The organism is Ruegeria sp. AB6 (assembly GCF_056542685.1).
In genome coordinates this window covers 97,953-124,106 of the sequence record NZ_JBQGAD010000006.1, presented here as the reverse complement: position 1 = coordinate 124,106, position 26,154 = coordinate 97,953, and the positions used below count along the sequence as shown (strand labels likewise).

Below are 26,154 nucleotides of genomic sequence, written 5' to 3'. Positions count from 1 at the left end.
AGTAGCCGTCACCCTTTCCCCTCCAGATATCGCCGCTTGGCCTCTTCCATTCGGCCCATCTCTCGCACGGCGTCCTCAATCGCGATCTCATCGCTCTTGTCGGCATAGCGGAACTCGCTGTCGGCGTAGCGGTTGATTTCCTGCATCACCATCTCGACCGTGATCGGCTGGCGCAGCTCCTCGATCATGCCCTTCTTGGTGTCGTAGTCGCGGAACAGGAATAGGTCGGGGTTCTCCATCCACTCATCCGGCAGTTCGAAATCCATCGCTCGGACTTTGACCGCGTCGGTGATGTTCTTGATGGCGCGGCCGGTGAACCGCTCATCCGCCTGCTGGATCGCCTTGAGGTAGGTGCCCAGCTTGGCGATTGTGTCCATCTGGCCGATCTCACCCGACACCCGGTCGTAGACCTGCATCAACGCGTCCTCTTGCGGGCGTGCGTGGCTTTCGAAACTGGCAGCGACGGCCTTCTTGATCTCCTGCGCGGCATAGGCGTCGTGTTCCCCCAGCGGGATGTCGTGGTTGCGGCCCATCAGCAGGTGCAGGATGTCGATGTAATCCTCGCGCGTTTGCGGCCCGTCCACCAGGAATCGCGCGCCCGCCCGCTGACGCAGGGCGTCGTCCACGTTCTCGGGGTAGTTCGAGAACATGCCAAAAGTGCAGTTGCCGCGCACAACAGTGTTGGCGCCCGCAAAGCTTTCCATCAGCACGGCGGTGATTTCCAGTTGGCCCGCGCTGGACTGCCGGTCGCCGCGTTTGCCTGCCAGTTGGTCGATATCATCGATGGTGCCAAAGCCGATAACCGAGGGGTCGATGATCGTGTTGATAAACGCCTTGGCGTTCTGACCGGATTTGCCCTGATAGCTGTCTATATTGTCGGTGCTCAGGTTTTGATAGCGGAACGGATAGCCCGCGTTCTGGCAATAGTCGTTGATCAACCCGGCCATCATCTGGATCAGGGTGGTCTTGCCGGTGCCCGGTTTGCCGTCGCCCATGAAGGTAAAGATGAACCCACCGAGTTCCGCAAACGGGTTCAGGCGGCGGTCGAAGTCGTAGGCCATCAGCATCTTGGCCAGTTTCATCGCCTGATACTTGGCGATATGGTTGCCCACCACCTCGTTCGGTTTCTTGAACGTCATTGTCAGGGTGGTGGATTTGGCTTTGGACGCGGGTTCGAACCCCCGGATCGTCAAGTCATCCACCTCGATATGCCAGGCGGCGTTCTGAAACGGGGCCATATGGCCCGCGGACTGCGCGCGCAAGGCGGCCTTGTCCATCAGTTGTTCGGCATAGGCGCTCGTGGCCGCGATCAGATGCGCATCATCGGGTGCGTGTTTTGCCAACACCTGATCCAGCTCCCACAGGGCACCATGCAGCGCAAGCTGACCATTGTCGGTCAGGACCTCCTCGATCTCGCCGAGGTCGACGGAGGTCTCGCCCAGATGCGAAGACATCAGATAGGCCAACGCATTCCCGAAGGTATGGGACGTGATCAAAGCCTCAGCCGTCAGCAATTCCGAAAACTCGCTCTTGCGCGCAGCGGGCAAATCCCCCGCCAGATTGGCGCGCTTCAGATCGGCCAGAGCGGTTTGCTCCGCATAAGCCTCGGCCACGGCCAGGGCGATGGCAATCGCGCGGCGCACAGCCTGCTGCGTCGTGGCCTGTTGCGGAGAAACCAACGCATCGCCATCATCCGCCGCCTCGATCCGCTCGACCAGATGCACCCCATCCGCGCGCACCGTGCGCCGTGTCACCAACCCCGGTGTGGTGGATCGAAACCGCCGCCCCGTCGACACGCCCGAGGACCGCTCGACCGCCGCCTCAACCGGTTTGGCAATACGTGGAGCGTGCTTGAACCCGCTCAGCAAGGCGGTCGCTGCCGGGTAATGCTTACGAATATCGTCTTCGCGCAATTCCATCTGATCTGACGTCAAACTCATCTCAAAAACTGCCCTTGCTTCTTCTGTTCAAAAATACCTCCGCCGGAGGCAAAAAATCTAATAGCGCAACACTTGCCCCGTCTTGCTGACAACGAATTTGCGCACGTCACCAAAGCCCGGCGGGTCGCGCTCTGCCAGAACCTGAAACGGGCGCTGAGGCAGGATGATCGACCGCTGCGTGCGCGTGGCCCCAGTCTCGGCCCCTTGCGCGCCAAACGGATCCAAAGCAAAAATTTCGCGCTCAACGGTCGAGAACCACCCGGCGCGTTCCTCGAAAACGTCCTCGCTCTCCAGTTCCTCGGTGGTCCAGGCCAGCGCCCAATCCTGACCCTCGGGGGCCTGAGCGTCCTCCAGCACTTGCCGCAAGGGGCCGGATTGCTCGGTATAGGCCGAGGAATACATCGGCCCCACATGGATGCGGCGCAGGTGCTTGGGGTGCAGATCGTCAAAATCCTGATCGAACCCTTTGGCAATCGTCACCAGCTTCAACCCGCCCAAGGATTGCGCCATCAGATGCGCCTGCACTTCAGGCCAGCGGCGTTGGTCTTTAGGCAGGGCGGTCCTGCCACTGTCCTCCACCTGCATCATGTAGATGACCGGCAGGTTGATCTGGCTGTCATAGACCGCCCAATGGATCAGGAACTTGCGCCGCTCACCCTCATTTCCAATCCAGTGGCACTCGGGATCGTTGCGGGACCAGAACAACTGACCTTTCAGCAATTCCTCGTAATAGAGCCTTTGAGACAGCGCAAATTGCAGCTTGGTCGGAATTTCGCGGTCGCCAATGATAGTCCGCACCATGTCGGTTTTCAGGTCATCTTCTGACGGCATATTCGCCAGATGCACCTGCGCCTGTTGCGCGTCATTGGCCATGGTCAGCAATTCCGCCGCCACCGGAAACCCGCTGTCGCGTTTGTCCATGGCCAGGCTGCCAAAGAACCGCCCGGTATCGCGCCCGACCAGCAGGTATTTCATACTCAGCGCCCGAAAGGTGTAGAGCAGCCCCGAGAGGTAGCGCGAGACGATCCGCACCTCTTGCTTGCTGATCGCGCCCTCCGCCTCCATCGTCGCGGCCACGCGCAGAAGGTGGACGGTGATCACCTCGAATTTGCGGAAATACCGACGCGAGGCGAAGGCGTCGGTCAGGCCGACATGGTCTTGGGTGGGGTTAGTCATTCTGTGGCTTTTTGTAGTTCTGGCCAAACACGCGCTTTGCATGGGCTTTGCCGAACAGTTGTTCGGTGCCTTCACCCAAACCATAATCTCTGAGTTTTTCGGAACAGAATTTTGCAAGCCAGAGGAACGCAACTAGCACACCCACGGCTGCCACCAGTGACCCAATCGCGATTGCAGTTCCATTCTCGAAAGAAATGCCAAATGCCAAGGCGATGGCCGCGACAAAAGCTGAAGCAATGACAAACAGCTTTAGGGTTCTCTTCTCGAAATCAGTCATCCGCCATACAAGTTCTTATCATGCTTCTCGACAATCGAGGCGAACCGGCGGGCAAAGCGTTCATCCGCCTTGGCCTTCTTCTCCAGCACGTCGCGGGCAAAGACCATGTGGTCCTCATGCGCCTCTAACATGTCGGCCATTTTCTGGTTGGTCGCGGTGCCGATGGCGGCCATGGCGGTTTGCGCCTCTTGGTCGGTCTGCACGCCGATCTCGTTGATGCGGTGGGCCACGTCCTGCTGCTGCGCGGTTTTCAGCGATTTGGTCAGCGCGTCATACAGCACCACGCGCTGTTGCGTGTCTGTCTGCAGCTTGTTGATCAGCACCATCTGCGTCGCCGCCTGGTTCTGCAGTGAATCGACCCAGGTCTTGCCCTTTTCGATATAACGCTCCAGCGTTTGGGATTTGGCCAGCTTGACCTGTTCCTCCTGAACCTTGGCGTTGTATTGCTTGTTCAGCTCGGCCAATTCAGTCTCTAACTGGGTCCGCGCGGCGGCGTCCTGTTCGACGCTGATCTTGTTTTCCAGAGTAATAATGGTCGGGTCCATGCCCTGAATTTCTGCGCGCAACGCCTCCAGTTCGGCCACGGTGGCCTCACGGTCGTCCAGCGTGCCGGTCAGGTTGTCTTCAACCTTGACGCGCTGGTCTTCCAGCACAGATAGTTGCCCTTCCAGCAGTTTCACGATCACGTCGGATTTGGCGATCAGGTCCTGCAGCTTGTCGTCGATATTGGCGGTGCGCATCCGTTCCTGCCGCATCGACTCGGACTTGGCTTTGGCGAAAATGCCCACAAAGCTCTCCCATCCAGTTTTCGAGCGCATCTCGTCGAAATCCTTGGAGAACGCGTTGGTGACGTCATCCAGCCCCATAATCAGCTCAGCAATATTGGCGTTCATCACCTCGGTATGGGCATGTACGTCTTCAAGCGTGGCGTTTTCGATGTCGATATCTGCCTCGGCCGTGCCAATCTTGGCCCGCGCCGCGTCAATCCGCGAGGTCAGGCTTTCGATCTGCGACTGGCTTTCACGCACTTTCGTCTGCGTTTCTTCGATCAAGGCGTCAAATTGATGGTTCGACATCTGCTATCCCTTTTTTTGTTAAAATCCCCAATAAGATAGGCAATGTTACGCCTATTTACATCCCCTTGGGCGGAAAATTCCTGCAAAGACTGGCAAAAATACATGGCAAAAGATAGACCCTGCAATCTGGGCGCGACCTGAAACGAACAAACGCATCGCCGCAGCAAGAAGGCAGCCCATCTTGTCACCAATTTGAAACAAAACCGTCACGCCAGCGTAATGAACCACGTCCATCCCCCCTTGCAACTAAGCAAGAGAGGATACCAATCGATGTCATTGCGCTGTGTCTGTCTGACATCTGCCTTGGCCCTGACCGCCGGTCAGGCCGTGGCAGAGATGAATTTCAACCGAATTGCGTCATTTCCAGTTGTGAAGAACATGGCTGAGGGTGCGGATATGAACCGCGAAACCTCGCCTGAGATTATCGCGGCGACTTCAGATGGCATGACGCTGGTCTATACCGACAGCCCGCTGGGCGTGATCGGCATGGTCGACATCACCGACCCCGCGAACCCCGCGCCTTTGGGTGCGATGGAGGTGGGTGGTGAGCCGACCTCGGTTGGGATCGTTGGCGCGACGGCTTTTGTCGGCGTGAACACGTCGGACAGCTACACCGCACCCTCGGGCAAGCTGATCTCGGTCGATATCGCGGGCCAAGCGCAGTCCGGTGCCTGTGATCTGGGCGGTCAGCCCGACAGCGTCGCCATCGCCCCCGATGCCAGCTTTGTCGCTGTGGCGATCGAGAATGAACGCGACGAAGACCTCAACGATGGCATCATCCCGCAGCTACCCGCTGGTGAGCTGGCGCTGGTGCCGCTCAAAGATGGCGTGCTGGATTGCGCGGGTATGAAAATGGCCTCGTTGACCGGTCTGGCTGAGGTTGCGCCCACCGACCCCGAGCCCGAGTTCGTGGACATAAACGGCCTGGGTGAAACCGTCGTCACTCTGCAAGAAAACAACCACATCGCGGTTATTGCCAAAGATGGCACCGTGATCAGCCATTTCTCAGCCGGCAGCGTGGATCTGGAAGGCATCGATGCCACTGATGAACGTGGCGCGCTGATCTTCACCGAAAGCCAGCCGGGCCGCCTGCGTGAACCCGACGCGGTGAAATGGATCAACGACAACCACTTCGCCACCGCCAATGAAGGCGACTATGAGGGCGGCTCGCGTGGCTGGACGATCTTCCACAAGGACGGCACCGTTGTTTACGAGAACGGCACCGAGTTTGAGAAAGCGATCATCCAGATCGGCCACTACCCCGACAAGCGCTCGGACAGCAAAGGCGTTGAGCCTGAAAGCGTGACCGCAGCCACCTTTGGCGGCACGTCGATGATCTTTGTCGGGGCGGAGCGCGCCTCCGTCGTGGGTGTCTATGACGCCACTGACCCCGCGAACCCGGTTCTGAAACAACTGTTGCCATCAGGCGTTGGACCGGAAGGCTATGTGGCGATCCCCGAGCGGAATCTGCTGGTCTCGGCCAATGAAAAAGACCTGATCGAAGATGGCGGGCCGCGTGCGCATGTGTCGATCTTCGAATATCAAGAGGCCCCCGCCGCCTACCCGCATCTGACCTCCGCAGGCGCGGATGAGTTGATCGGATGGGGTGCTCTGTCCGGTCTGGTCGCAGACGAGGACGGCATGATCTATGCGGTCAATGACAGCTTTTACGGCTTCCAGCCCTCGATCTTCAAGATCGACCCCAGCCAGCAGCCCGCCCGCATCGTTGACGTCATCCGCATCCACCGTCAGGACGGCAATCCGGCACAGAAACTGGACCTTGAAGGTATCACGCTGGACGGCAACGGGGGGTTCTACGTGGCCTCCGAAGGCCGCACCGACCGTGTTATCCCGCACGCGATCTATCACGTCAGCGCAGATGGTCTGATCAAGGACCGCAAGGGTGAGATCGGCCTGCCTGCCGAACTGATGGCAGTCGAGAAACGTTTCGGCTTCGAAGGCATCACCCGCGTCGGTGACACTCTGTGGATGGCTGTTCAGCGTGAATGGAAGGACGATCCGGAAAACCACGTAAAACTGGTGGCTTACAACCTTGAGACACAGGAATGGGGCGCAGTCCACTATCCCAAGGCAGACCCGGACACTGGATGGGTCGGTCTGTCGGAAATCGTGGCCTTCGGCGACCATGTCTATGTGATCGAGCGCGACAACCAGCATGACCACCGTGCCGTGACCAAAAAGGTCTATCGCATCCCACTGTCGGAAATGACCCCGGCCCCGCTGGGCGACCCCCTGCCCGTGGTCAGCAAAGAAGAGGTTCGCGACCTGCTACCTGACCTGACCTCAACCGGCGGGTACGTTCTGGACAAGATCGAAGGTCTGGCCATCCTGCCCTCGGGCGAGGCGTTTGTGATGACCGACAATGACGGCGTCGACGATGCCTCAGGCGAGACGATGTTCTGGTCGATCGGACAGGTGACGGCTGGGAACTGAAGCACATATTCCTAAATTAAAAGCGCCGCGCATAACCTGTGCGGCGCTAAACTGTTAAGCATGTAACTTTTCGTCAGTTGCAAGCCGACTGACCTGCATACATTCCAAGTCCGGCACCTGCCGCAGTCGCCAGTGTTTGACCTGACCCGCCGCCAAAGCGATTGCCGACAACGCCACCAAGAGCCGCGCCACCCAAAATACCTGCTGCGCAACGCGCATCGTGCTGGACCTGGGCCTGTGTTGGTGTCGTTGGCGCCCCGCACGCCGCTAACGCAAGCGTGCCCACAAGCAAGCAAGATACAGTTACTTTCTTCATTTCAGATTCCTTCCATTCACTCGCACTCAATTGTCCTTACTTTTGGTCATGTAAGACCCAACGAACCCCTACCCACCACGGAACTGACCCAGATCAAGACGGCTGGGTTCAAGTAGCTCGTTGAACATTCAACCTCTGCACTATCGCGCAGGATCGATATTGGTTTGGGGAACAACGCCCCGCGTCTGGAGGTACGCGGGGCGTGCAGTCTGCGATAGCCCCGAGAGGCAGGACTATCGCGGTGGTCGGACGGCCTTAGTTCACGGCTTTGGCGTCAACCACGTCCTTTTCGATGGCCTGACCAGACGAAATCTGAATCCGGCGCGGTTTGAGCGCTTCGGGCACCTCGCGCTTGAGGTCGATGTTCAGCATGCCGTTCTCATGGCTCGCACCGGTCACGCGGACGTGGTCAGCCAGTGCAAAGCGGCGCTCGAACGCGCGGGTGGCGATGCCACGGTGCAGGTAGGAACGGTCCTTGTCCTCGGCGGCTTTCTTGCCGGCCACGATCAGGGCGTTTTCCTTCACCTCGACCGACAGATCGGCCTCGGCGAAACCGGCGACAGCGACGGAAATCCGATAGGCGTCAGCGTCGGTTTTTTCGATGTTATAAGGCGGATAGCTGGGCTGAGCCACGTCATTGGTCAGAACGCGATCCATCATGTCGGCGATCTGGTCAAAGCCAATGGTTGCGCGGTGCAGCGGAGCAAAATCAAAAGTACGCATGTGTCATATCCTCAAGTCTGAGCGATCTACGATATGCCCTCCGGTTCGGACGGGCGGTTTGCTGTATCAGGCCCCGTTCGTGGCGACCCGATACAGTTCACATGGGTAACGATTTGGCCGAGTTCAACCCCCGCCGGGGCTGATGAATTTCGCACCGGAATTGGACTTGCCCGACCCGACCTGTAGACGATTGATCGAGGCTTTGGGCTGCGGTGCGTCGCGGCGCAGATCGGCCTTCAGATCCGAGACAATTCCGGCCAGTTCCATGCCAAACCCAACCTTGCGGCCATTAACTGCGCCAACCGCCGAAACCACCGACAGAATCTGCCAGCGCGACCCTTTGCGCGCCAACAGGGCCGAGCCCGAAGACCCAAAGGTGATATCGCAGTTAAACAGGATTAGCCCCTGCACTCTTTGCAGAATATCGCAGGACCGTTCGCGGGTAATCGCCTCGGATCGACCCCGCCCGTACGAGGCCAGGCTGACCTCACCCCCCGTCACACGCCCGCTGTGCAAGGCAAAAGGGTCCGCAATGGAAAGAGGGATCGGTTGTTCCAGCTTCATCAGGGCAACGTCGGCCCGAACGCCAGCATTCGAAAGCGATGGATGCTTGGCATAATCGGGATGAACTGCGATCTGTACAACCTTTCGGTCTGCCAGCGATTGCCCCTGACTTAGACCCGCGCGGAACGTCACCTGCCCCGGCGCATAGGGTCGGCCCGTTGCCCTATCCAGCGCACAATGCGCGGCGGTCAGTACAATGTCCTGCGCGATCAGGGTGCCAGTGCAAAAGCCTTGGGTTCCGATATCCAGACGCCCGACCGCTTCCCAACCATAGAGGTCTTCCCGGTCGGTCAGCTTGCGCTTGGCACTTTGGGCGCTTGCGGTTGTCGCCATCACCAGCAGACACAATAGGGTCGCAAGAATACGCGTCACGGTTTGACAAACCTCGCACCCACATTGTTGCGGGCCGCTCCTGGCGGCGTGTCGGCGATGAACCCGCGCCCGGCGGATAATTCACGGTGCAGAACATCCAGTGAATCCTCGACCGTTGTGCCCACGGCCACACGTTGGCCATTGAATTCGGCCTTGGCAGCCACGACCGAGACGATGCGCGGGCGGTCGCCTTCGAACGAAAACACAGGCGCCCCGGACGCGCCGAATTCCACATCACAGGACATCACCAAAACGTCCGAACGTCGGGTCATGACCGAGCAGACCTCTTGCAACGATGGCGCTTCAGCCCTGTCCTGCGCGTATGAGACCACGCCAACCTCTTCCCCTCGCGCCGGGCGTGCGCCGGTTTCAAACGGGATGACGGTGGTGTTGCGGATCGGTTGCCACAGCTCGACCAGCGCGATATCGCTGCCAATCCGGGCAGTGGAGTCCTCGCCAAACTGGTATTCGGGATGAATGACAGCTCGCCGCGCCGCCCGATAGGCCGACGCTCGACCCAAGCGCCATGCGGCTAGAAACTCGACATCTGACAAGTCCACGCGTTGGCCAGTAACCTTGTCAAACAAACAATGCGCGGCGGTCAGTACAATAGTCGGCGAAATCAGGGTGCCTGTGCAAAACCCGGCACCGCCGATATCCAGCCGCCCAACAGCCATCCACTCGCGCCCGGCATCGGTGGTTTCCAGGCTTTTCAACCTTGAATCCTGAGCCATTGCGGCCATGGGCATCAGCGCCAGTGCTAAGACCTTGATCCAGTTTCGCAAGCGGTTCTCCGGCGTAGCTTCGACTTATCCTCCTACGCAGTGCGTAAGGCGAAATTAGGGCGCTCGCTTGACAGCCGGGTTCTGAACGCGACCAGTGCGTCGCCGGAACAGATACCTACCTTAAGATCGGCACCTCGCGGTCCGGCCTGTGGTCCTGCTGCATGGCCCTTGGCAGGGGCCCTCCGGTCGTCCAGTCCAACAACTCGACCGTGTGCAGAATCGGAACCTCGGTAGCCGATCCGATCTGCATCATACATCCGATGTTGCCTGCGGCAATCACATCAGGGTTACCAGCCTCCAGCGTCCTGACCTTGCGTTGTTTGAGTTTCCCGGAAATCTCGGGCTGCATCAGGTTGTAGGTTCCGGCGCTGCCACAGCACAGATGGCTGTCAGCAGGTTCGATCACAGTAAACCCTGCACGTTTCAAAAGGTCCTTGGGATAGGTTTTGATTTTCTGACCATGCTGCAACGAACAGGCTGCGTGATAGGCCACAGTCAGACCCTTTTCGCCACCTTCGGGCATATCCAGCTGCATCAGTAGCTCGCTGATATCCATGGCAATCTCCGACACCCGCGCCGCATCTTTGGCCAACGCGTCATTGCGGAACATATGCCCGTAGTCCTTCACGGTCGTTCCACAGCCCGAAGTGTTGATGACGATGGCATCCAACCCGTCCCCGTCCATCTCGGCCACCCAAGCGCGGATATTGGCAGCGGCCGCTTTGTGGCTGTCATCGGACTTGCCCATGTGATGCGTCAGCGCTCCACAACAGCCCGCACCTTCGGCCACGACAACCTCACACCCCAGCCGGGTCAGCAAACGGATAGTGGCATCGTTGATATCAGTGTTCAGCGCCTTTTGCGCGCACCCCGTCATAAGCGCCACACGCTTTTTGTGCGCACCCTTGGGGGCAAAGCTTTGCGGGTCGTCGTTGCGACTGACCGGAGGGATATGTTTTGGCGCCATATCCAGCATCGCCCGCAACCGCGCATCTGGCATCAGGAATTTGAACGGACGGCCCAGCTTAGCCCCGATCAAAGCCCATCGGAACCGCATCGGATAAGGCAGGATCTGCGCCAGCACCCAGCGCAGGGCGCGGTCGGTGAAGGGCCGTTTGTAATTCTGTTCGATATATTCACGCGCGTGATCGACCAGATGCATGTAATGCACACCGGACGGGCACGTGGTCATGCAGGCCAGACAGGACAGGCAGCGGTCGATATGTTTGACCGTTTTCTCATCCGGCACACGCTCGTTTTCCAGCATGTCCTTGATCAGGTAAATCCGCCCGCGCGGGCTGTCCAGCTCATCGCCCAGCACCTGATAGGTGGGGCATGTGGCGGTGCAAAACCCGCAATGGACGCAGTTGCGCAGGATCTCGTTCGAGCGCTGAATCGCCGGGTCTTGCAGTTGTTTTTCAGTGAATGTTGTCTGCATCTGTTTACCCCATCAGACCCGGGTTGAAAAACCCGCGCGGGTCGAAACGCTGTCGAATACCCTGTGTCAGAGCCTGAATTCCGGCGTTTTCCGGCTGAAACCGCCCCAGGGCCTCAACCGTTTCGGCATCGGCCCTGACCAGGGTCGCGTGACCTTCAAAAGCGCCGAGACGTGCGCGCAAGTCCGTGCCTTTGGGCACCAGCGCCCAGATCAGCCCGCCGCCCCAGTCATAGAGGGTTCGATCCGCTCCAATCCGCTGCGCAATCCCGGTCGCATCCGAAGGTTTGACCGAAATCCGCCACACATCCCCATCCACACCATGAAACGCAGATACGTCCCGAATGGCCTGCCACCGCTCGACCGAACCATCGATCTCAGCAATCTCTCCGAAACCGGCCAATGTCGATTTCAACTGCTCAACGCGATAGGCGACAGAGTCCGTGAACCCTTCGACCCTCAGAAGAACCCGCATCTCTTGCGGGTCATAGGCCGCACCCGACACTTCGAACGGGGATTTCAACGCCGCTGACATCACCGCAACAGCCGCGCTGACATCATCAGCGCGCAAGGCCAATGTCGCCACCGCCTCTGGCTTGGGCAGCACTTTCAGCGACACTTCGGTCAGAACACCCAACGTGCCCCATGACCCGCCCATCAGTTTGACAAGATCATAGCCGGTGACGTTTTTCATCACCCGCCCGCCATTCTTGACCACATGGCCCTTGCCATCGACATATCGCACGCCCAACAGGAAATCACGGCAAGCCCCGGCCTGAATGCGGCGCGGGCCTGAGATATTAGCGGACACGACACCGCCAATGGTCGGCGCACCATTCGTGCCCAACAGACCGCGATGATCCATCGGCTCGAACGCCAATTGCTGCCCTTCGGCCTCCAACGCGGCCTCGATCTCGGCCACCGGAGTACCGGCCTGCGCCACAATCGTCAGCGCACCCGGCTCATACAGGGAAATACCACTCAGTCCGCCGGTTTCGATGGTCATCTCTGGCCCGCCGATCCCGCGGGATCCACCACCGGCAATTCGCACGGGGCCCTGCAGCCCGGCCACTATTTCGGCCAGTTCGGCCTCTGTTTCAGGTCTCATGACACTTCTTCTGTTCAAAAATACCTCGGGGGAATCGCGGCTTGCCGCGATGGGGGCAGCGCCCCCTTACTCGGCTGCAATCCGGCGCGCCTCAGACACATCCAGCGGGAACACCTTGGCCGGGTTCAGCAACCAGTTCGGATCAAACACATCCTTGACGGCCATCTGCGCTTCAAGGTCCGCTGGCGCGTATTGATGCGACATCAGATCCCGCTTTTCGATGCCCACACCATGCTCGCCGGTCAGGCAGCCACCCACATCCACGCACAGCTTCAGGATATCCGCCCCGAACGCCTCGCATTTCTCAAGATCACCGGGCTTGTTGGCATCAAACAGAATCAGCGGGTGCATATTGCCGTCGCCCGCGTGGAATACGTTGCCCACCGGAAGGCCATATTCCTCGCTCAGCTCTCCGATACGGCGCAGTACCTGCGGCAAGGCAGAAACTGGGATTGTCCCATCGAGGCACATGTAATCGTTCATCTGCCCCATCGCGCCAAAGGCGGATTTTCGGCCCAACCAGATTTTCGCGCTTTCCTCAGCCGACTGACTTTCGCGCAGCTCGACCGGATTGTGACGCTTGGCAATCTCTATGATTTTGGACAGCTGATAGTCGATCTCGGCCTCTGATCCTTCGACCTCGACAATCAGCAAAGCATGGCAATCGGGATAGCCCGCCTGCGCAAAATTCTCACACGCCTTGATGCACAGTGTATCCATGAATTCGATCGCCACCGGCAGAATGCCCGATTTGATGATGTCAGAGACACATTGCCCGGCGACTTCGTTATCATCGAACCCCATCAGCACGGGCCGGGCACCCTCGGGCTTTCGCAGAATTCGCAACGTTGCCTCGGTCACAACGCCTAACTGCCCTTCCGAACCACAGATCACGCCCAGCAGGTCCAACCCGCCCGCGTCCAGATGCGCGCCGCCGATCTCGACCACGCTGCCGTCCATCATCACCATTTTGACGCCCAACAGATTATTTGTGGTCACGCCATATTTCAAACAATGCGCCCCGCCCGAATTCATTCCAATATTGCCCGCTATCGCACAAGCCAGCTGCGATGAAGGATCAGGAGCATAGAAGAAGTCTTCCGCCTCCACCGCGCCGGTCACGCTCAGGTTGGTGCGGCCGGTCTGCACGCGGATGATGCGGTTGTCATAGTCGGTCTCCAACACATCGTTCATCCGGGCAATGCCCAGAATAACACTGTCAGCCGTGGGCAACGCCCCACCCGCCAGCGAGGTACCCGAGCCGCGCGGCACCACCGGAACCCCCTCTTCATTGCAGATGCGCAGCACGTCCGAAACTTCGCCGGTCGTGGACGGCAGCACCGCCAGCATCGGAGGGCAACGATAAGCTGTCAGCGCGTCGCATTCATAAGCGCGCGTCTCGGCCGGGTCGTGAATAACGGCGTCTTCAGGCAGCACTTGCAGCAAACGGCGCAACACCGCATCCTTTCGGCGCAGAACGTCAGGGTTAGGCGTCGGCATTTCCATGGCTGATCCTCCAGTTTGGTAAAATAATATTACCAATTTTCCGATCTGGCAAGTTTTTCCCGTAAAACGTAGGGTCCAATGCATGTCCTGGATTTATCAATCAATGCCCTTCGCACCGTTGGATTTCGTCGGTATCGCCCTGCTGATCGGCGCGTGGCTGGGGATCGGCTGGCGGATCGAAAACCCGTCACCGAACAAGCCCTCGGTCGGAATGATCATGGACGACTACCGCCGAGACTGGATGAAAGAAATGGTGACCCGTCAGCCGCGCATGTTTGACGCGCAGGTCGTCGGCACGATGCGGCAGGGCAGCACGTTCTTTGCCTCAACCACGATGATTGCCATCGGGGGTGGACTAGCTCTGCTGGGCAACACAGAGCGCCTGGCCGGGCTGGCGCAGGATCTGGCACTGGGAACCGCGCCCGCGCTGGTGTGGGAGGTCAAAATTCTTGTGATCCTGCTGTTTTTGGCGAATGCTTTTCTAAAATATGTCTGGGCACACCGGTTGTTTGGCTATTGCGCCGTATTGATGGCGGCTGTGCCAAATGACCCTGAAGAGCCCGCCGCCTATCCGCGCGCCGCCCAAGCGGCCGAGATTTGCGTCACCGCCGCGCGTAGTTTCAATCGTGGTCTGCGGGCGACCTATTTTGCGCTGGCTTCTGTTGCATGGATCTTGGGCCCCTATGCGCTGATTGCGGGCACGGTGATCACGCTGGCCATGCTCTATCGGCGTGAATTCGCATCGCATTCCCGCACAATTCTCCTCAACACCGGATCGTGATCCCTCAGCTCACCACAAAAGGTTAAGTTCATATCATGAGATATCTTGTTCTGAGCACCCTTCTGGCCACTCCGGCCCTTGCAGATGACCCCGTGATCGAAGCCGTCACCGCGAAATCAAACGGTGGCACATGGCGATTCGATGTGACCGTCTCACATCCTGAAACCGGATGGGATGACTATGCAGATGGCTGGCGTGTGCTGGATATGGAGGGGAAAGAGCTGGGACTACGCGTGCTGCATCACCCGCATGAGAATGAACAGCCCTTTACGCGCTCACTAAGCGGTGTGGCGATCCCGGCGGGCACGTCGCAAGTGCAGGTACAGGCCCGCACCAATACCGATGGCTGGGCCAAAAATACCTTTGTGGTCGACCTGAACTGAAGTCAGAACACGCCCATCTGCAAACCGGCGGCCATGGCAAGACCCAGCTCGCGGCAATTTTCAAGCTGGTCGTCGGGGATGGTTTTCTCGGCCAGAATCGCCTCGGGTGTTTGCGCATGGGTGCAGATGATCAGCGGCGGCTGCACCTCTTTCAACCGCCAACCGGTTGCGATGCGGGCGGTTTGTCGCGCGGCGTTTTCGCCATCAGACCCGGCGCAGATCATCTGCGCATAGGGGCGGCCTTCGATCCGACCCAGCACCGGATAATAGCTGCGGTCGAAAAACTCTTTCATCAGACCCGAAATCGCGGCCAGATTCTCGGGCGCGCAGAAGATATAGCCGTCGGCTTGCAACAAATCTTCGGGTCCGGCCTGATCGGCGGGTTTCAGAACCACATCCGCCTCATCCCCTGCAGCCTTGGCTGCAGCTTCGGCCATTTGCCGGGCCCCGCCGGTGCGCGAATGGTAAATGATCAAAAGCTGCGCCATATCAGACCCGGTGATAGGGGCCGCCCGACAAAATGGTTGCGGCCCGATAGAGTTGCTCGGCCAGCATCACACGGACCAGCATATGGGGCCATACCATCGAACCAAATGAGATCGAAAAATCCGCCTCGGCACGCAGATTAGGGTCTATTCCGTCTGCCCCGCCGATGATCAGCGCCAAATCTTGCCGCCCGGCATCGCGCCAGCCGCCCAGCTTTTTGGCAAATTCCGGCGAGGACATCACACGGCCCCGTTCGTCCAGAGTACAGATGACCGCGCCTTTGGGCAGCGCCTTGCGAAGCAGCGTCGCCTCGGCGCCCATTCCAGCGTTTTTCTTGTCTTCAACCTCGATCACCCGCGCAGGACCAAGGCCCAAAGCCCGTCCGGTCCGGTCAAAGCGTGTCAGGTAATCGTCAAGCAGGGTCTTCTCGGGTCCGGCGCGCAATCGCCCGACCGCAACTATGCTAATCCGCATATCTCTCTCGCCTCCGGCCTTTCAATACAGGCCGGGATAGCGCCTCAGTTCGCCGAGGCGCTGCCGCCCTGAGGCAGCCACATCTTTTCCAGCTGATAGAATTCACGCACTTCGGGGCGGAAGATATGGACGATAACGTCGCCCGTATCGATCAGCACCCAGTCGCCGGCATCCTTGCCTTCGACCTTCGAGGTGAAACCGAATTCCTGCTTGATGCGATCCGTCAGCTTTTCCGCCATGGCCGAGACCTGACGGGTCGACCGACCCGAGGCGATCACCATGTGATCCGCAACAGAAGACTTACCTTGCAGGTTGATCTGCACGACGTCTTCGGCCTTGTCATCGGAAAGTGAGGAAAGGATACGCTCAAGCAGCTTGTCGCTGATTGACTGAGAGTGGGCCATCACGCTGGCCCCGTCATCGGCGGGCAACCCCGCCTGGGTATGTAGAGACAGGACATAGTCCTCCTTTGCTGCGCGCCATCAAATCCCGGCGCCGGGGTACTAATAAGGTAACAAGGGGAATGCAACATTTCAATGAACGCGCCATCAACGCAGCGTCAATCCTCTACGATCTGTTGCGGGTCTGCGTCGGGCAGCAGGCGCACCTCGCGCTGCGGGAAGGGCAGCGAGATACCCTCGGCCTGAAACGCATCCCAGAGCGCTAGGTAGACATTGCCGCGTATATTGGTCAGTCCCTTGGTTGGGTCGCTGATCCAGAACCGCAGCACGTAGTCGACGCTGCTGTCCCCGAATCCAGTGATATGGCAGACCGGTTCATGTAGACCGCCACTCAGCACGCGGGCCACGGACTTCACTGAACGGATAGCGGTGGCGCGCACCTTGTGGGGATCGTCGCCATAGCTGGTACCAAACTCCAGATCCAGCCGCACGAACTTGTCGGAATGCGACCAGTTCACGACCTGACTGGTAATCAAATCTTCGTTCGGGATCAGGTATTCCCGCCCGTCCCGTGTCACGACCGAGACATAACGCGCGCCCAGCGCGTTGATCCACCCAAACGTATCCCCCAGCGAGATCACGTCGCCCGGCTTGATCGAGCGATCCATCAAGATGATGATTCCCGAGATCAGGTTAGACACCACCTTTTGCAGCCCAAACCCGATGCCCACACCGATCGCACCAGACAGCAGCGCGATTCCGGTCAGGTCAAACCCTAGCGTCCGGATCGCAGCCATGAAGACGGCCCCATACAGAACCACCTGAATGCCTTTGGCCAATAGCACCTGCATGGAAGGCGTGATGTCATCATTGCTTTTCAAACCACGTTCGGCTGCGCGCGTTCCCACACGGGCCAACGTCAGCAGAACACCGATCAACAGCGCCGCTTTGATGATCCCCAGCACCGAGATATGCAGATCTCCAATAGAAATCGCGACTCCGTCCAAAAACTCGGCCACGTCATCAGTCAGATTCAGGGCGACAAGCGTTGCATAGACCCACATGGCCCATTTGAAGATCCGCCGCAGCGTCCGGTTGCGCACCAGTCGCGCCACCAGCGCTATGGCCAACCACGCCGTCGCCAAAGTCGCGATAACGCCAATGATATAGCTGCGGGACGGCCATGTGATCTGCTGCATGACCAGATACAGTGCCCAGGACAGCACTACGAAATAGACCAGCGTCAAGCGCTGCATCAGCTGTACTAAAACGCGCAAACGCCATTTGGGCCACCCAGTGCGCGCCCGCGCCCAAGAATCCCACCGGCCTTGCGTGAAAAGCTTAAGGCCAAATGCCAAAGCCCATAGCAATAGAATGATCACCAGCTGGTGCTGACGCCAGCCCGGCGTGACCACCAGTTCAAGAAGGTTTTCGAATTGCACAGAAAAGCCCGCGACCATGTTGTCATAAAGGTCCGACAGCGAGCTGGGGATCAGGTCTTGATTCATACCTACAGCTTGGACAGCACAGCCCCATGATGCAAGCCTGACGCGGTTTTGAACCTTGATTGACGGCTATGGGCAATATATCTGGACGCCATGAGACTCACCGTAGCCCAGATTCAGAACCTTGAAGATCGCGCCCGTCTGCGCGAACGGTTCTATGGGGCTGCCCGCACGGTTCTGGCCCGCCTATCGGCGGCCTAAGCCACCTCGCCAGCCAATTCTCATTACATACGGGAGAGGACCGATGTCCCCCAAAACACTCTATGACAAGATCTGGGATGCCCATGTCGCGCATGAAGCCGACGATGGCACCTGCCTGCTGTATATCGACCGCCATCTGGTACACGAAGTGACCAGCCCTCAGGCCTTCGAAGGCCTGCGCATGGCGGGCCGCAAGGTGCGTGCGCCGGAAAAAACCATCGCCGTGCCGGATCACAACGTGCCCACCACGCCGGACCGCGTGAACGGGATCGAAAACCCGGAATCACGCATTCAGGTCGAGGCGCTGGACAAGAATGCCAAGGATTTCGGCATTCACTACTACCCGGTGCATGACGTCCGTCAGGGCATCGTTCACATCGTCGGCCCTGAACAGGGTTGGACCCTGCCCGGCATGACCGTTGTCTGCGGTGACAGCCACACGGCCACCCACGGCGCGTTTGGCGCGCTGGCCCATGGCATCGGCACGTCCGAGGTTGAGCACGTTCTGGCCACGCAGACTCTGATCCAGAAGAAATCCAAGAACATGAAGGTGGAAATCACCGGCAAACTGCAGCCGGGCGTGACCGCCAAGGATATCACTCTGGCCGTGATCGGTGAGACCGGCACAGCAGGCGGCACCGGCTATGTCATCGAATATTGCGGCGAAGCGATCCGCGATCTGTCGATGGAAGGCCGCATGACCGTCTGTAACATGGCGATCGAAGGCGGTGCCCGCGCGGGTCTGATCGCCCCCGATGAGACCACGTTCGAATACGTCAAAGGCCGCCCCCACGCCCCGAAAGGCGCCCAGTGGGAAGCCGCAATGGAGTGGTGGAAAACGCTTTACACCGATGAAGGCGCGCATTTCGACAAGGTCGTGACCCTGCGCGGCGAAGATATCGCGCCCGTGGTGACATGGGGCACCAGCCCCGAAGACGTGTTGCCGATCACTGCAACCGTGCCGAACCCCGAAGATTTCGAAGGCGGCAAAGTTGACGCGGCCCGCCGCTCGATCGAATACATGGGACTGGAAGCCGGTCAGAAGCTGAGCGACGTGGAAATCGACACCGTCTTTATCGGCTCCTGCACCAACGGCCGGATCGAGGACCTGCGCGCTGCGGCCGAAATCCTGAAGGGCAAGAAGATCAAGGACGGGATGCGCGCAATGGTCGTGCCCGGTTCGGGTCTGGTCCGATTGCAGGCCGAGGAAGAAGGTCTGGCCGACATCTTCAAAGAGGCCGGTTTCGAATGGCGTCTGGCAGGATGTTCGATGTGTCTGGCGATGAACCCCGACCAGTTGCAACCGGGCGAGCGCTGTGCCGCGACCTCGAACCGTAACTTTGAGGGTCGTCAGGGCCGCGGAGGACGCACCCACCTGCTGAGCCCGGCAATGGCTGCCGCAGCGGCCCTAACAGGACGGCTGACAGACGTCCGCGACTTGATGTAAGGTACCCTCATATCTAGATATTTGAGGGATTGAACAAATGAGTGACTGGATCAAATGGCTGCTGCTTGGACTTCTGTCCATCGTGTTTGGCATCTTTGTGCTGGGCGCGCCGGCGGTGGCGTCGATTGCCGTAACGGTGGTGACGGGTGTGTTGCTGCTGATCTCGGGCGTGTTGCAGGTTGTCGGCGGCTTTACCGTCGAAGGCACGGGTAACAAAATCCTGTCACTCATCATGGGTGTGGTGATGCTGTTTCTGGGCTGGTCCTTTCTGGGTCACCCGTTGCAGGGCACGCTGACGCTGGCCACCGTTTGTCTGATCCTGTTTCTGGCAGGCGGTATCGCCCGAGTTATCCTGTCGTTCCAGATGCGTGGCACTCAATATTTCTGGGCCACGCTGATCTCTGGCATCATGTCGATTGTCCTGGCGATGCTTATCTGGCGCTTTGCCACAGTCGAGCCTGCGATCATGCTGCAATTGCTGGGCATTCTACTGGGCATCGAGATGATCTTTAACGGGCTCGGCCTGGTCTTTATGGCGTTCTACGTCAAAGACGCACCCAAAGACGAAACAACAGAAGCGAAAGAAGCTTAAACGCGGGGCACGGGCGCGGCCCTCTCCCGCAGGAGTGTGAACATGGAAAAGTTTGACAAAGTCCACGGGGTGGCCGCCCCAATGCCACTGATCAATATCGACACCGATATGATCATTCCCAAAGTGCACCTGAAAACCATCAAACGGTCTGGCCTTGGCGTCGTGCTGTTCGACGAGATGCGCTATCACGACCATGGCGGCGAGAATGAAGAATTCGTTCTGAACAAACCTGCCTATCGCAACACCGAGATTCTGGTGGCAGGCGACAATTTCGGCTGCGGCTCGTCGCGGGAACACGCGCCCTGGGCGATCAAGGATTTCGGCATCAAGGTCGTGATCTCGACCAGCTTCGCGGACATCTTCTTCAACAACTGCTTCAAGAACGGCATCCTGCCCATCGTCGTCGAAGAAGAGCATCATGCGATCCTGATGGACGACGCGCACAAGGGCGAGAACGCCCGCATGACTGTGCATCTGGAAGATCAGAAGATCACGACCTCGGACGGCGTCGAGATCGAATTTGACATCGACCCTCACCGCAAGCACTGCCTGCTGAACGGTTTGGACGATATCGGCCTGTCGATGGAAAAAGAACATCATATCGACAAATTCGAAGAGCACGCCTCTCTGGCGCGTCCGTGGGTGTGATTCTTTTAGACATCGTATGAAATGCAACTTAAAGGGGTCGCTTCGGCGGTCCCTTTCGCATTCTTGGGGTCTGAAATTCAGCAAACACAACATGTTGCGGTGACCTTAAACTAGACGACGGTTTTGCGTCAGGAATGATGCAAACCAGCACCAGTTTTGCCATCTTTTTGCCCCAAATGGAGTGTTTTCTGCACCTTGGCTTGAGCGAATTGCCTTGGGGGGTCAATGTTGGCGCTAATGAGGCATCCGTCAAAATAATCAATGACGGGCACAAGTTGGAATGAAGTCGGCAAAGATCGGCCCGTCCAGTTTGAAAGGGTTCGGAAAGTGATTGCGCGCACAACAGGGGCGGCAATTCGGGGCATTCTTGTTGCACTTGTGGTGCTGACCCCCGCGTTGTATCTGCCCGTATCGTCAACGAATGGGACCGAGATCGTCGTCTTTCTCGCCATTCTCGCATTTTTTCTGACCTTTGCCGAATATAACTCGGCCTTTCCCAGCTTTATCGAATTCCGCGATGCGCCGCCGGTGAACCGGTTGCGCTTTGTCGGGTTAGTTACAATGGTCACCTTCCTGACGCTGATCTGCAAGAACGCCTATATGCCCACCGGCCTGACCGAGGTTTTCTATTCGGTCGGCCTGGGTATCGCGAATATCGTGGACTTCCCCTATTCTCCGGTCCGCCTGATCGTCCTGATCCTGCCGTCAGGGGCAAGTGCGCCACTGACCGAGCTAGTGCGTATTTCCGCCAGCGTCGCCTATGTCGCCGCCTTGGCGACCATCGCGGCTTTTGCTTATGCGGTGAAGCTGCGTGGTTGGCCAACCGGCAACGGTGCATTCAATGTCTGGACAAATCTACCGCTATTCGACCCGACCAAGGGCGGCGACGTCGTCACCCGGCTGCAACGGGACGGACGGCTGAACATCTCGATCGGGGTGCTGTTGCCCTTCCTGATCCCGGCGTTGATCAAGATACTGACGGAATACGCCGATCCCATCTCGCTTAATAACCCGCAAACCCTGATCTGGACGATGAGCGCATGGGCCTTCCTGCCCGCTAGCATGATCATGCGCGGGATGGCGACTTTGCGGATTGCCAACCTGATCGTCGAAAAACGCCGCGCCTATTCCACAACCGAGTCCACTCAGGCCGCATGATCCGTGCCCTGATCCTTCTGCTGCTGCCGATCATGGCGCAGGCAGAACCTTTACGCGTGGCTACCTTCAACACCGAACTCAGCCGCGACGGGCCCGGACTGTTGCTGCGCGATATCCAGCGCGGCGATGCACAGGTTCAAGCGGTGGTAGAGGTCCTGTTGGCGGTTCAGGCCGATATCGTCGCGTTGCAGGGGATCGACTGGGACCTGAACGGTCAGACGATCCGGGCGCTGACCACGCAAGTGTCATCACAGGGGCTGAGCTATCCGCATATCTATGCCGCCCAGCCGAACTCTGGCCTGGAAACCGGGCTGGATATGGATGGCGATGGCCGCACATCAGGGCCCGGTGATGCCCAGGGCTGGGGCCGGTTCACCGGTCAAGCGGGGATGGCAGTGTTGTCGCGCTATCCCATCACCACGGATCAGGTGCAGGAATTTACCGCGCTGCGCTGGCGCGACCTGCCGAATGCCAAGTTGCCGCTGGTCGATGGGCGACCCTTCCCCTCCACCAACGCGCAGGACATCCAGCGACTTTCGTCCGTGGCCCATTGGGCGGTCCCAATAGAAACCCCACAAGGGCCGCTAACTTTGATGACCTTCCATGCTGCCCCTCCGGTGTTTGATGGGCCAGAGGACCGCAATGGTCTGCGCAATCATGATGAGATCATGCTGTGGCGCGCAGTTCTGGATGGCGATCTGGGACAGGCCCCTAATGGCCCTTTCATCATCGCCGGGGATGCAAACCAGGATCCGACGCAGGGTGAAGGCCTCAAACAGGCGATCCGCAGCCTGCTGACCGACCCGCGCCTGACCGACCCGCGTCCGTTGGATCCAACCGGTGCATTGACTACGGTCACATGGAAAGCGGTCGGGGATCTGAGGGTCGACTATGTTCTGCCCTCGGCCCACTGGACCGTACAGCGCGCGGGCGTGTACTGGCCCAAACCGGGCACGCCAGAGCGGGACGCGGCCGAAAAAGCCAGCCGCCACCGGCTGGTCTGGGTCGACATAGACATGGACTGAAGAAAAAAGGGCCACCAAGCGGTGGCCCAATTTCAGGTCGAGGATTGTCAATTACCCGGACAGACTCGTTACTATACAGTCTTAAAATTCGAAAAACTTACGTGCGCGGCGTGCCGGGTGCGGACGAACCCCCCGTTGGGTCACGCCCATCTCCGGTCGAGGTGCTGTCGCTTGGATCGCGCCCTCCGTCAGGGTCACGCCCACCGCCGGATGTCGAACTGTCGCTTGGGTCACGCTCTTCCCCCGGAGGGGTGCAAGGAACAGACGCCGTTCCAGCAACCGAGGAATCATCACAGCCTTCCGGTGGAGGAGGCGGCGGCGGCACACAGGGCTCGGTTGCCGTACCTGCGGGTGATGAACCGTCCGAGCATCCGATAACGTCACCATACTTGTTGAAAATCGGCTCAGCCTGAATGGGCTGCGGAGCCTCGGTTTGACTGCACGCCGCCACAAATGTCAGGCAGACCGCCGTAGTCCAAACTTTCGAAAAAACTTGCATTCACTTGTCCTTTATCACGGGATCCAGAACAGACCCCAACACCCCAAAAAGAAAACTCATAACCCACTGTGAACTTTGGAAAGTGCAGCGCCTCTTCTGGATTGCCTGAATTTAGATTTGATTTCTGCTGACAAAAAGGCACTAAACTGCATCAAGATCATGCAATTTTGCAGGTAACTGACATGAATTGGGACAATCTGAAAGTGCTTCTGGCCATAGGTCGGGCCGGTTCACTGACCGGCGCGGCGCACGCGCTTGACGTCGACGCGACGACGATGGGGCGGCGTCTGACTGCGCTTGAAAAAGAGCTGGGAGTTATCCTGTTCGTGCGCTCTAAATCCGGCTTTGTCCCGACCGAGGCGGGCGTCATCGCGATCCGGCAGGCCGAACAGATCGAGGCACATTATCACCAGATGACCGACCAGATTTCGCAATCGCAGGCCAGTGCAGTGGGCGTGATGCGGCTGGTCGGAAATTCATGGACGATGCAACGGCTGGCAATGACCGGCATGGATCGCTTTCTGGCCACCAATCCGGGGCTGGATCTGCGACTGATGACCCGCGCACCGTCTGCGCGTGTCTCGGGTGAAGCATCGATCCAGATGTGGTTTGAGGTTCCACCCGAAGCTGCGGAATACACCGTCACGCTTGGTCAGGTGCCATATGCCGTATACCGCGCGGCGCATCTGGACACACCCCCTGCCAATTGGGTCGCCTTTTTTGACGAAGAAGCAAGTCGCCCGATCATCAGCCGGGCTGTCGAGCGGCTGAGCAAAAGTACCGAAACCATGCGCGTCACCGCCACCGATGCCAGCGTTCTGGTTTCAGCCGTCGCCGCAGGGGTCGGCAAGGGTCTGTTGCCGATGTGTCTGGCCAAAGGGCGCGACGATCTGGTGCGTGTGGGCACAGGCCGGCCCGAATTTAACCGAAGCCTGAACCTCTATCTCAACCCCGACACAGTCGGATACAAACGGGTTCAGGTCACGGTCGAATGGCTGCGCGCCGCCTTTTCGGACGCATTTGGGCCCTCTGGCTGATCCAGAAGGCCCATCTACCGCCACCTACAGGGCACCGGTATAGGTGCCGCGCGGGGGATAGCCGTTGTTCAGCGCAAATTTGATGCCTCCGGCAATATCGGCAATAGCGGGGCGGGCAAAGGGAATGGTCTGCTGCCAGGCGAAACACAGGTTGCGGTCGGGCGAGATGTAGAAATGTCCCGGCTCGGCGAAGAACGCGGCCTCTGCAGTCCCTTCACGTCCTTCCGAGATGTTCAGCCCCCAGTCTTCCCGCGCCTCGGCCATAGGCAGACTGTGACCCACACGCAGGCGCGACACGCGCGCTTTTTCAACCGTTTCAGCAGCGCGCTCGGCGGTGTCCGTGGTGATCATTACCACCTCGATCCCCAGTTCGGCAAAGTCATCCAGCGCCGCTTCGACCTCGCCCATCTGACGAATGCAGATCGGGCAATGCAACCCGCGATACTGAATCACCAACGTGCCGTTTTCGCCCTTGTCGCGCTCAAGATCGAAGTCCCCACCGGCGACGGTTTCAATTTTCAGTGCGGGAACCGGGTTTCCGGGTGTCAGCATGTGTTTTCCTCGTGGTTTGGCGGGATCGTCTCATTGACCCGATGCGATGCAGACGCTAGGGCCTGTGCGACGAAACGCAAGGAGACCTTTCATGTCCAACCCCTCGCTCCTCATCCTGCCCGGAGACGGAATTGGCCCGGAAGTTATGGCCGAAGTGCGCAGAATCATCGGCTGGTTCGGCGAAAAACGCGGCCTTCACTTTGACGTGAGCGAGGATCTGGTCGGCGGTGCCGCCTATGACGCGCATGGCACGCCTTTGACGGACGAAACCATGGCCAAGGCGCAAGAGGTGGACGCGGTTCTGCTGGGTGCCGTAGGCGGCCCTAAATACGACGATCTGGATTTCAGCGTAAAGCCCGAGCGCGGCCTGCTGCGCCTGCGCAAGGAAATGGACCTGTTTTCCAACCTGCGCCCGGCCCAGTGCTTTGACGCACTCGCGGATTTCTCGTCGCTGAAGAAAGACATCGTCGCCGGTCTGGACATCATGATCGTGCGCGAACTGACATCGGGTGTCTATTTCGGCGAGCCGCGCGGCATCTTCAACGAAGGTAATGAGCGTGTAGGCATCAACACCCAGCGCTATACCGAGTCCGAGATCGAACGCGCCGCGCGCTCGGCCTTTGAACTGGCGATGCGCCGGAACAAGAAGCTGTGCTCGATGGAGAAAGCCAACGTGATGGAATCGGGTATCCTGTGGCGCGAGGTCGTGGACCGTGTCGCAGCGGACTACCCCGAGGTCGAGCTGTCCCATATGTATGCCGATAACGGCGCGATGCAGCTGGTGCGCGCACCCAAACAGTTTGACGTGATCGTCACTGACAACCTGTTCGGCGATATCCTGTCGGATTGTGCAGCGATGCTGACCGGTTCGCTGGGTATGCTGCCATCCGCTTCGTTGGGTGCGCCGATGGCCAATGGTCGTCCCAAGGCGATGTACGAACCCGTCCACGGCTCGGCCCCCGATATCGCGGGTCAGGGCAAGGCCAACCCGATTGCTTGTATCCTGAGCTTTGCCATGGCGCTGCGCTACAGCTTTGACCAAGGGGATGAGGCCGATCGCCTGGAAGCCGCGATCGAGAAGGTTCTGGCCGATGGTGTCCGCACCGCCGACTTGCTGGCCGAAGAGGGCGTTGAGCCGGTCTCGACCACAGAAATGGGCGACGCCATTCTGGCCGCACTGAACGAAAGCGTCTGATTTCGCCTCACCACGTGAAGAAAAGGCGGTGCCCAGCG

At 59.0% G+C, this 26,154-nt stretch carries 28 protein-coding genes; 11 read left to right on the top strand and 17 right to left on the bottom strand.

Going from position 1 to position 26,154, the window contains the following annotated elements:
* Positions 1-8 precede the first annotated feature (8 nt).
* From ACR0DB_RS13840 to ACR0DB_RS13825, 4 genes are read right to left on the bottom strand one after another with little or no spacing between them, the layout of a single operon-like run.
* On the bottom strand, positions 9-1,940 hold the full coding sequence (locus tag ACR0DB_RS13840; protein ID WP_480551632.1) for an AAA family ATPase: 1,932 nt from the start codon (positions 1,938-1,940) through the stop codon (positions 9-11).
* A 57-nt stretch (positions 1,941-1,997) separates the two neighbouring features.
* Positions 1,998-3,116, bottom strand: coding sequence for a hypothetical protein (locus ACR0DB_RS13835; RefSeq protein ID WP_480551630.1), 1,119 nt, complete (start codon positions 3,114-3,116; stop codon positions 1,998-2,000).
* Complete coding sequence (locus tag ACR0DB_RS13830) at positions 3,109-3,393, bottom strand: hypothetical protein (RefSeq protein WP_480551628.1); 285 nt, start codon at positions 3,391-3,393, stop codon at positions 3,109-3,111. Before ACR0DB_RS13830 ends, ACR0DB_RS13835 begins: the two co-directional genes overlap by 8 nt.
* Entirely contained in the window at positions 3,390-4,469 is a 1,080-nt protein-coding gene (locus tag ACR0DB_RS13825) for a hypothetical protein (protein ID WP_480551626.1), read from the bottom strand. Before ACR0DB_RS13825 ends, ACR0DB_RS13830 begins: the two co-directional genes overlap by 4 nt.
* Before the next feature lie 270 nt (positions 4,470-4,739).
* On the opposite strand from ACR0DB_RS13825, the gene ACR0DB_RS13820 reads away from it, so the two are divergent.
* Positions 4,740-6,923: an esterase-like activity of phytase family protein gene (locus ACR0DB_RS13820; protein WP_480551624.1), complete on the top strand. Its 2,184-nt coding sequence runs from the start codon at positions 4,740-4,742 to the stop codon at positions 6,921-6,923.
* Positions 6,924-6,996: 73 nt separating this feature from the next.
* Here ACR0DB_RS13820 and ACR0DB_RS13815 read toward each other — a convergent pair whose 3' ends face one another.
* The 7 genes from ACR0DB_RS13815 to ACR0DB_RS13785 all read right to left on the bottom strand — a co-directional run bounded on the left by ACR0DB_RS13815 (position 6,997) and on the right by ACR0DB_RS13785 (position 13,732).
* Positions 6,997-7,239, bottom strand: a complete 243-nt coding sequence (locus ACR0DB_RS13815; RefSeq protein WP_170771051.1) for a glycine zipper 2TM domain-containing protein — start codon at positions 7,237-7,239, stop codon at positions 6,997-6,999.
* A gap of 255 nt (positions 7,240-7,494) precedes the next feature.
* Entirely contained in the window at positions 7,495-7,962 is a 468-nt protein-coding gene (locus tag ACR0DB_RS13810; RefSeq protein WP_170771055.1) for an Hsp20 family protein, read from the bottom strand.
* A gap of 123 nt (positions 7,963-8,085) precedes the next feature.
* The gene (locus ACR0DB_RS13805; RefSeq protein WP_170786374.1) at positions 8,086-8,898 is read right to left on the bottom strand and encodes a trypsin-like serine protease; all 813 of its coding nucleotides are present in this window, start codon (positions 8,896-8,898) and stop codon (positions 8,086-8,088) included.
* The gene (locus tag ACR0DB_RS13800; protein ID WP_237215887.1) at positions 8,895-9,683 is read right to left on the bottom strand and encodes a trypsin-like serine peptidase; all 789 of its coding nucleotides are present in this window, start codon (positions 9,681-9,683) and stop codon (positions 8,895-8,897) included. Before ACR0DB_RS13800 ends, ACR0DB_RS13805 begins: the two co-directional genes overlap by 4 nt.
* Positions 9,684-9,798: 115 nt before the next feature.
* Positions 9,799-11,121, bottom strand: a complete 1,323-nt coding sequence (gene glcF, locus ACR0DB_RS13795) for a glycolate oxidase subunit GlcF (protein WP_480551622.1) — start codon at positions 11,119-11,121, stop codon at positions 9,799-9,801.
* A gap of 4 nt (positions 11,122-11,125) precedes the next feature.
* Positions 11,126-12,226 (bottom strand): FAD-binding protein, encoded by a 1,101-nt coding sequence (locus ACR0DB_RS13790; RefSeq protein WP_480551620.1) that lies wholly within the window; start codon positions 12,224-12,226, stop codon positions 11,126-11,128.
* Positions 12,227-12,292: 66 nt separating this feature from the next.
* Positions 12,293-13,732: an FAD-linked oxidase C-terminal domain-containing protein gene (locus ACR0DB_RS13785; protein ID WP_480551618.1), complete on the bottom strand. Its 1,440-nt coding sequence runs from the start codon at positions 13,730-13,732 to the stop codon at positions 12,293-12,295.
* An 82-nt stretch (positions 13,733-13,814) separates the two neighbouring features.
* On the opposite strand from ACR0DB_RS13785, the gene ACR0DB_RS13780 reads away from it, so the two are divergent.
* On the top strand, positions 13,815-14,513 hold the full coding sequence (locus ACR0DB_RS13780) for a DUF599 domain-containing protein (protein WP_170786365.1): 699 nt from the start codon (positions 13,815-13,817) through the stop codon (positions 14,511-14,513).
* A 35-nt stretch (positions 14,514-14,548) separates the two neighbouring features.
* Positions 14,549-14,896 carry a hypothetical protein gene (locus ACR0DB_RS13775; RefSeq protein ID WP_480551616.1) on the top strand — a complete coding sequence of 116 codons (348 nt, stop codon included), beginning with the start codon at positions 14,549-14,551 and terminating at the stop codon, positions 14,894-14,896.
* 2 nt (positions 14,897-14,898) lie between these two features.
* Here the strand turns inward: ACR0DB_RS13775 and ACR0DB_RS13770 are convergent, their stop codons facing one another.
* From ACR0DB_RS13770 to ACR0DB_RS13755, 4 genes are all read right to left on the bottom strand, one after another.
* Positions 14,899-15,384 carry a flavodoxin family protein gene (locus ACR0DB_RS13770; protein WP_170771071.1) on the bottom strand — a complete coding sequence of 162 codons (486 nt, stop codon included), beginning with the start codon at positions 15,382-15,384 and terminating at the stop codon, positions 14,899-14,901.
* Between the two features lies 1 nt (position 15,385).
* Entirely contained in the window at positions 15,386-15,856 is a 471-nt protein-coding gene (gene rlmH, locus ACR0DB_RS13765) for a 23S rRNA (pseudouridine(1915)-N(3))-methyltransferase RlmH (RefSeq protein WP_170771073.1), read from the bottom strand.
* A gap of 44 nt (positions 15,857-15,900) precedes the next feature.
* Positions 15,901-16,260 carry a ribosome silencing factor gene (rsfS, locus tag ACR0DB_RS13760; RefSeq protein ID WP_058276550.1) on the bottom strand — a complete coding sequence of 120 codons (360 nt, stop codon included), beginning with the start codon at positions 16,258-16,260 and terminating at the stop codon, positions 15,901-15,903.
* A 155-nt stretch (positions 16,261-16,415) separates the two neighbouring features.
* Complete coding sequence (locus tag ACR0DB_RS13755) at positions 16,416-17,765, bottom strand: mechanosensitive ion channel family protein (RefSeq protein ID WP_480551614.1); 1,350 nt, start codon at positions 17,763-17,765, stop codon at positions 16,416-16,418.
* 90 nt (positions 17,766-17,855) lie between these two features.
* On the opposite strand from ACR0DB_RS13755, the gene ACR0DB_RS13750 reads away from it, so the two are divergent.
* From ACR0DB_RS13750 to ACR0DB_RS13725, 6 genes are all read left to right on the top strand, one after another.
* The gene (locus ACR0DB_RS13750) at positions 17,856-17,963 is read left to right on the top strand and encodes an isopropylmalate isomerase (protein ID WP_174819376.1); all 108 of its coding nucleotides are present in this window, start codon (positions 17,856-17,858) and stop codon (positions 17,961-17,963) included.
* 43 nt (positions 17,964-18,006) lie between these two features.
* A complete protein-coding gene (gene leuC, locus ACR0DB_RS13745) occupies positions 18,007-19,410 on the top strand; it encodes a 3-isopropylmalate dehydratase large subunit (protein WP_170786357.1) in 1,404 nt (467 codons plus the stop codon).
* Positions 19,411-19,447: 37 nt separating this feature from the next.
* On the top strand, positions 19,448-20,002 hold the full coding sequence (locus ACR0DB_RS13740) for an HdeD family acid-resistance protein (protein WP_480551612.1): 555 nt from the start codon (positions 19,448-19,450) through the stop codon (positions 20,000-20,002).
* A 42-nt stretch (positions 20,003-20,044) separates the two neighbouring features.
* Positions 20,045-20,650: a 3-isopropylmalate dehydratase small subunit gene (gene leuD / locus ACR0DB_RS13735; RefSeq protein ID WP_480551610.1), complete on the top strand. Its 606-nt coding sequence runs from the start codon at positions 20,045-20,047 to the stop codon at positions 20,648-20,650.
* A 327-nt stretch (positions 20,651-20,977) separates the two neighbouring features.
* On the top strand, positions 20,978-21,808 hold the full coding sequence (locus ACR0DB_RS13730; RefSeq protein ID WP_480504213.1) for a hypothetical protein: 831 nt from the start codon (positions 20,978-20,980) through the stop codon (positions 21,806-21,808).
* Positions 21,805-22,833 (top strand): endonuclease/exonuclease/phosphatase family protein, encoded by a 1,029-nt coding sequence (locus ACR0DB_RS13725; protein ID WP_480551608.1) that lies wholly within the window; start codon positions 21,805-21,807, stop codon positions 22,831-22,833. Before ACR0DB_RS13730 ends, ACR0DB_RS13725 begins: the two co-directional genes overlap by 4 nt.
* Positions 22,834-22,930: 97 nt before the next feature.
* On the opposite strand, the gene ACR0DB_RS13720 is transcribed toward ACR0DB_RS13725, so the two are convergent.
* Positions 22,931-23,332: a hypothetical protein gene (locus ACR0DB_RS13720; protein ID WP_170786351.1), complete on the bottom strand. Its 402-nt coding sequence runs from the start codon at positions 23,330-23,332 to the stop codon at positions 22,931-22,933.
* A gap of 182 nt (positions 23,333-23,514) precedes the next feature.
* On the opposite strand from ACR0DB_RS13720, the gene ACR0DB_RS13715 reads away from it, so the two are divergent.
* The gene (locus ACR0DB_RS13715) at positions 23,515-24,369 is read left to right on the top strand and encodes a LysR family transcriptional regulator (protein ID WP_480551606.1); all 855 of its coding nucleotides are present in this window, start codon (positions 23,515-23,517) and stop codon (positions 24,367-24,369) included.
* 24 nt (positions 24,370-24,393) lie between these two features.
* Here the strand turns inward: ACR0DB_RS13715 and ACR0DB_RS13710 are convergent, their stop codons facing one another.
* Positions 24,394-24,921 carry a redoxin domain-containing protein gene (locus ACR0DB_RS13710; RefSeq protein WP_480551604.1) on the bottom strand — a complete coding sequence of 176 codons (528 nt, stop codon included), beginning with the start codon at positions 24,919-24,921 and terminating at the stop codon, positions 24,394-24,396.
* Between the two features lie 91 nt (positions 24,922-25,012).
* On the opposite strand from ACR0DB_RS13710, the gene leuB reads away from it, so the two are divergent.
* Positions 25,013-26,116, top strand: a complete 1,104-nt coding sequence (gene leuB / locus ACR0DB_RS13705; protein ID WP_170786345.1) for a 3-isopropylmalate dehydrogenase — start codon at positions 25,013-25,015, stop codon at positions 26,114-26,116.
* The last annotated feature ends 38 nt before the right edge of the window (positions 26,117-26,154 follow it).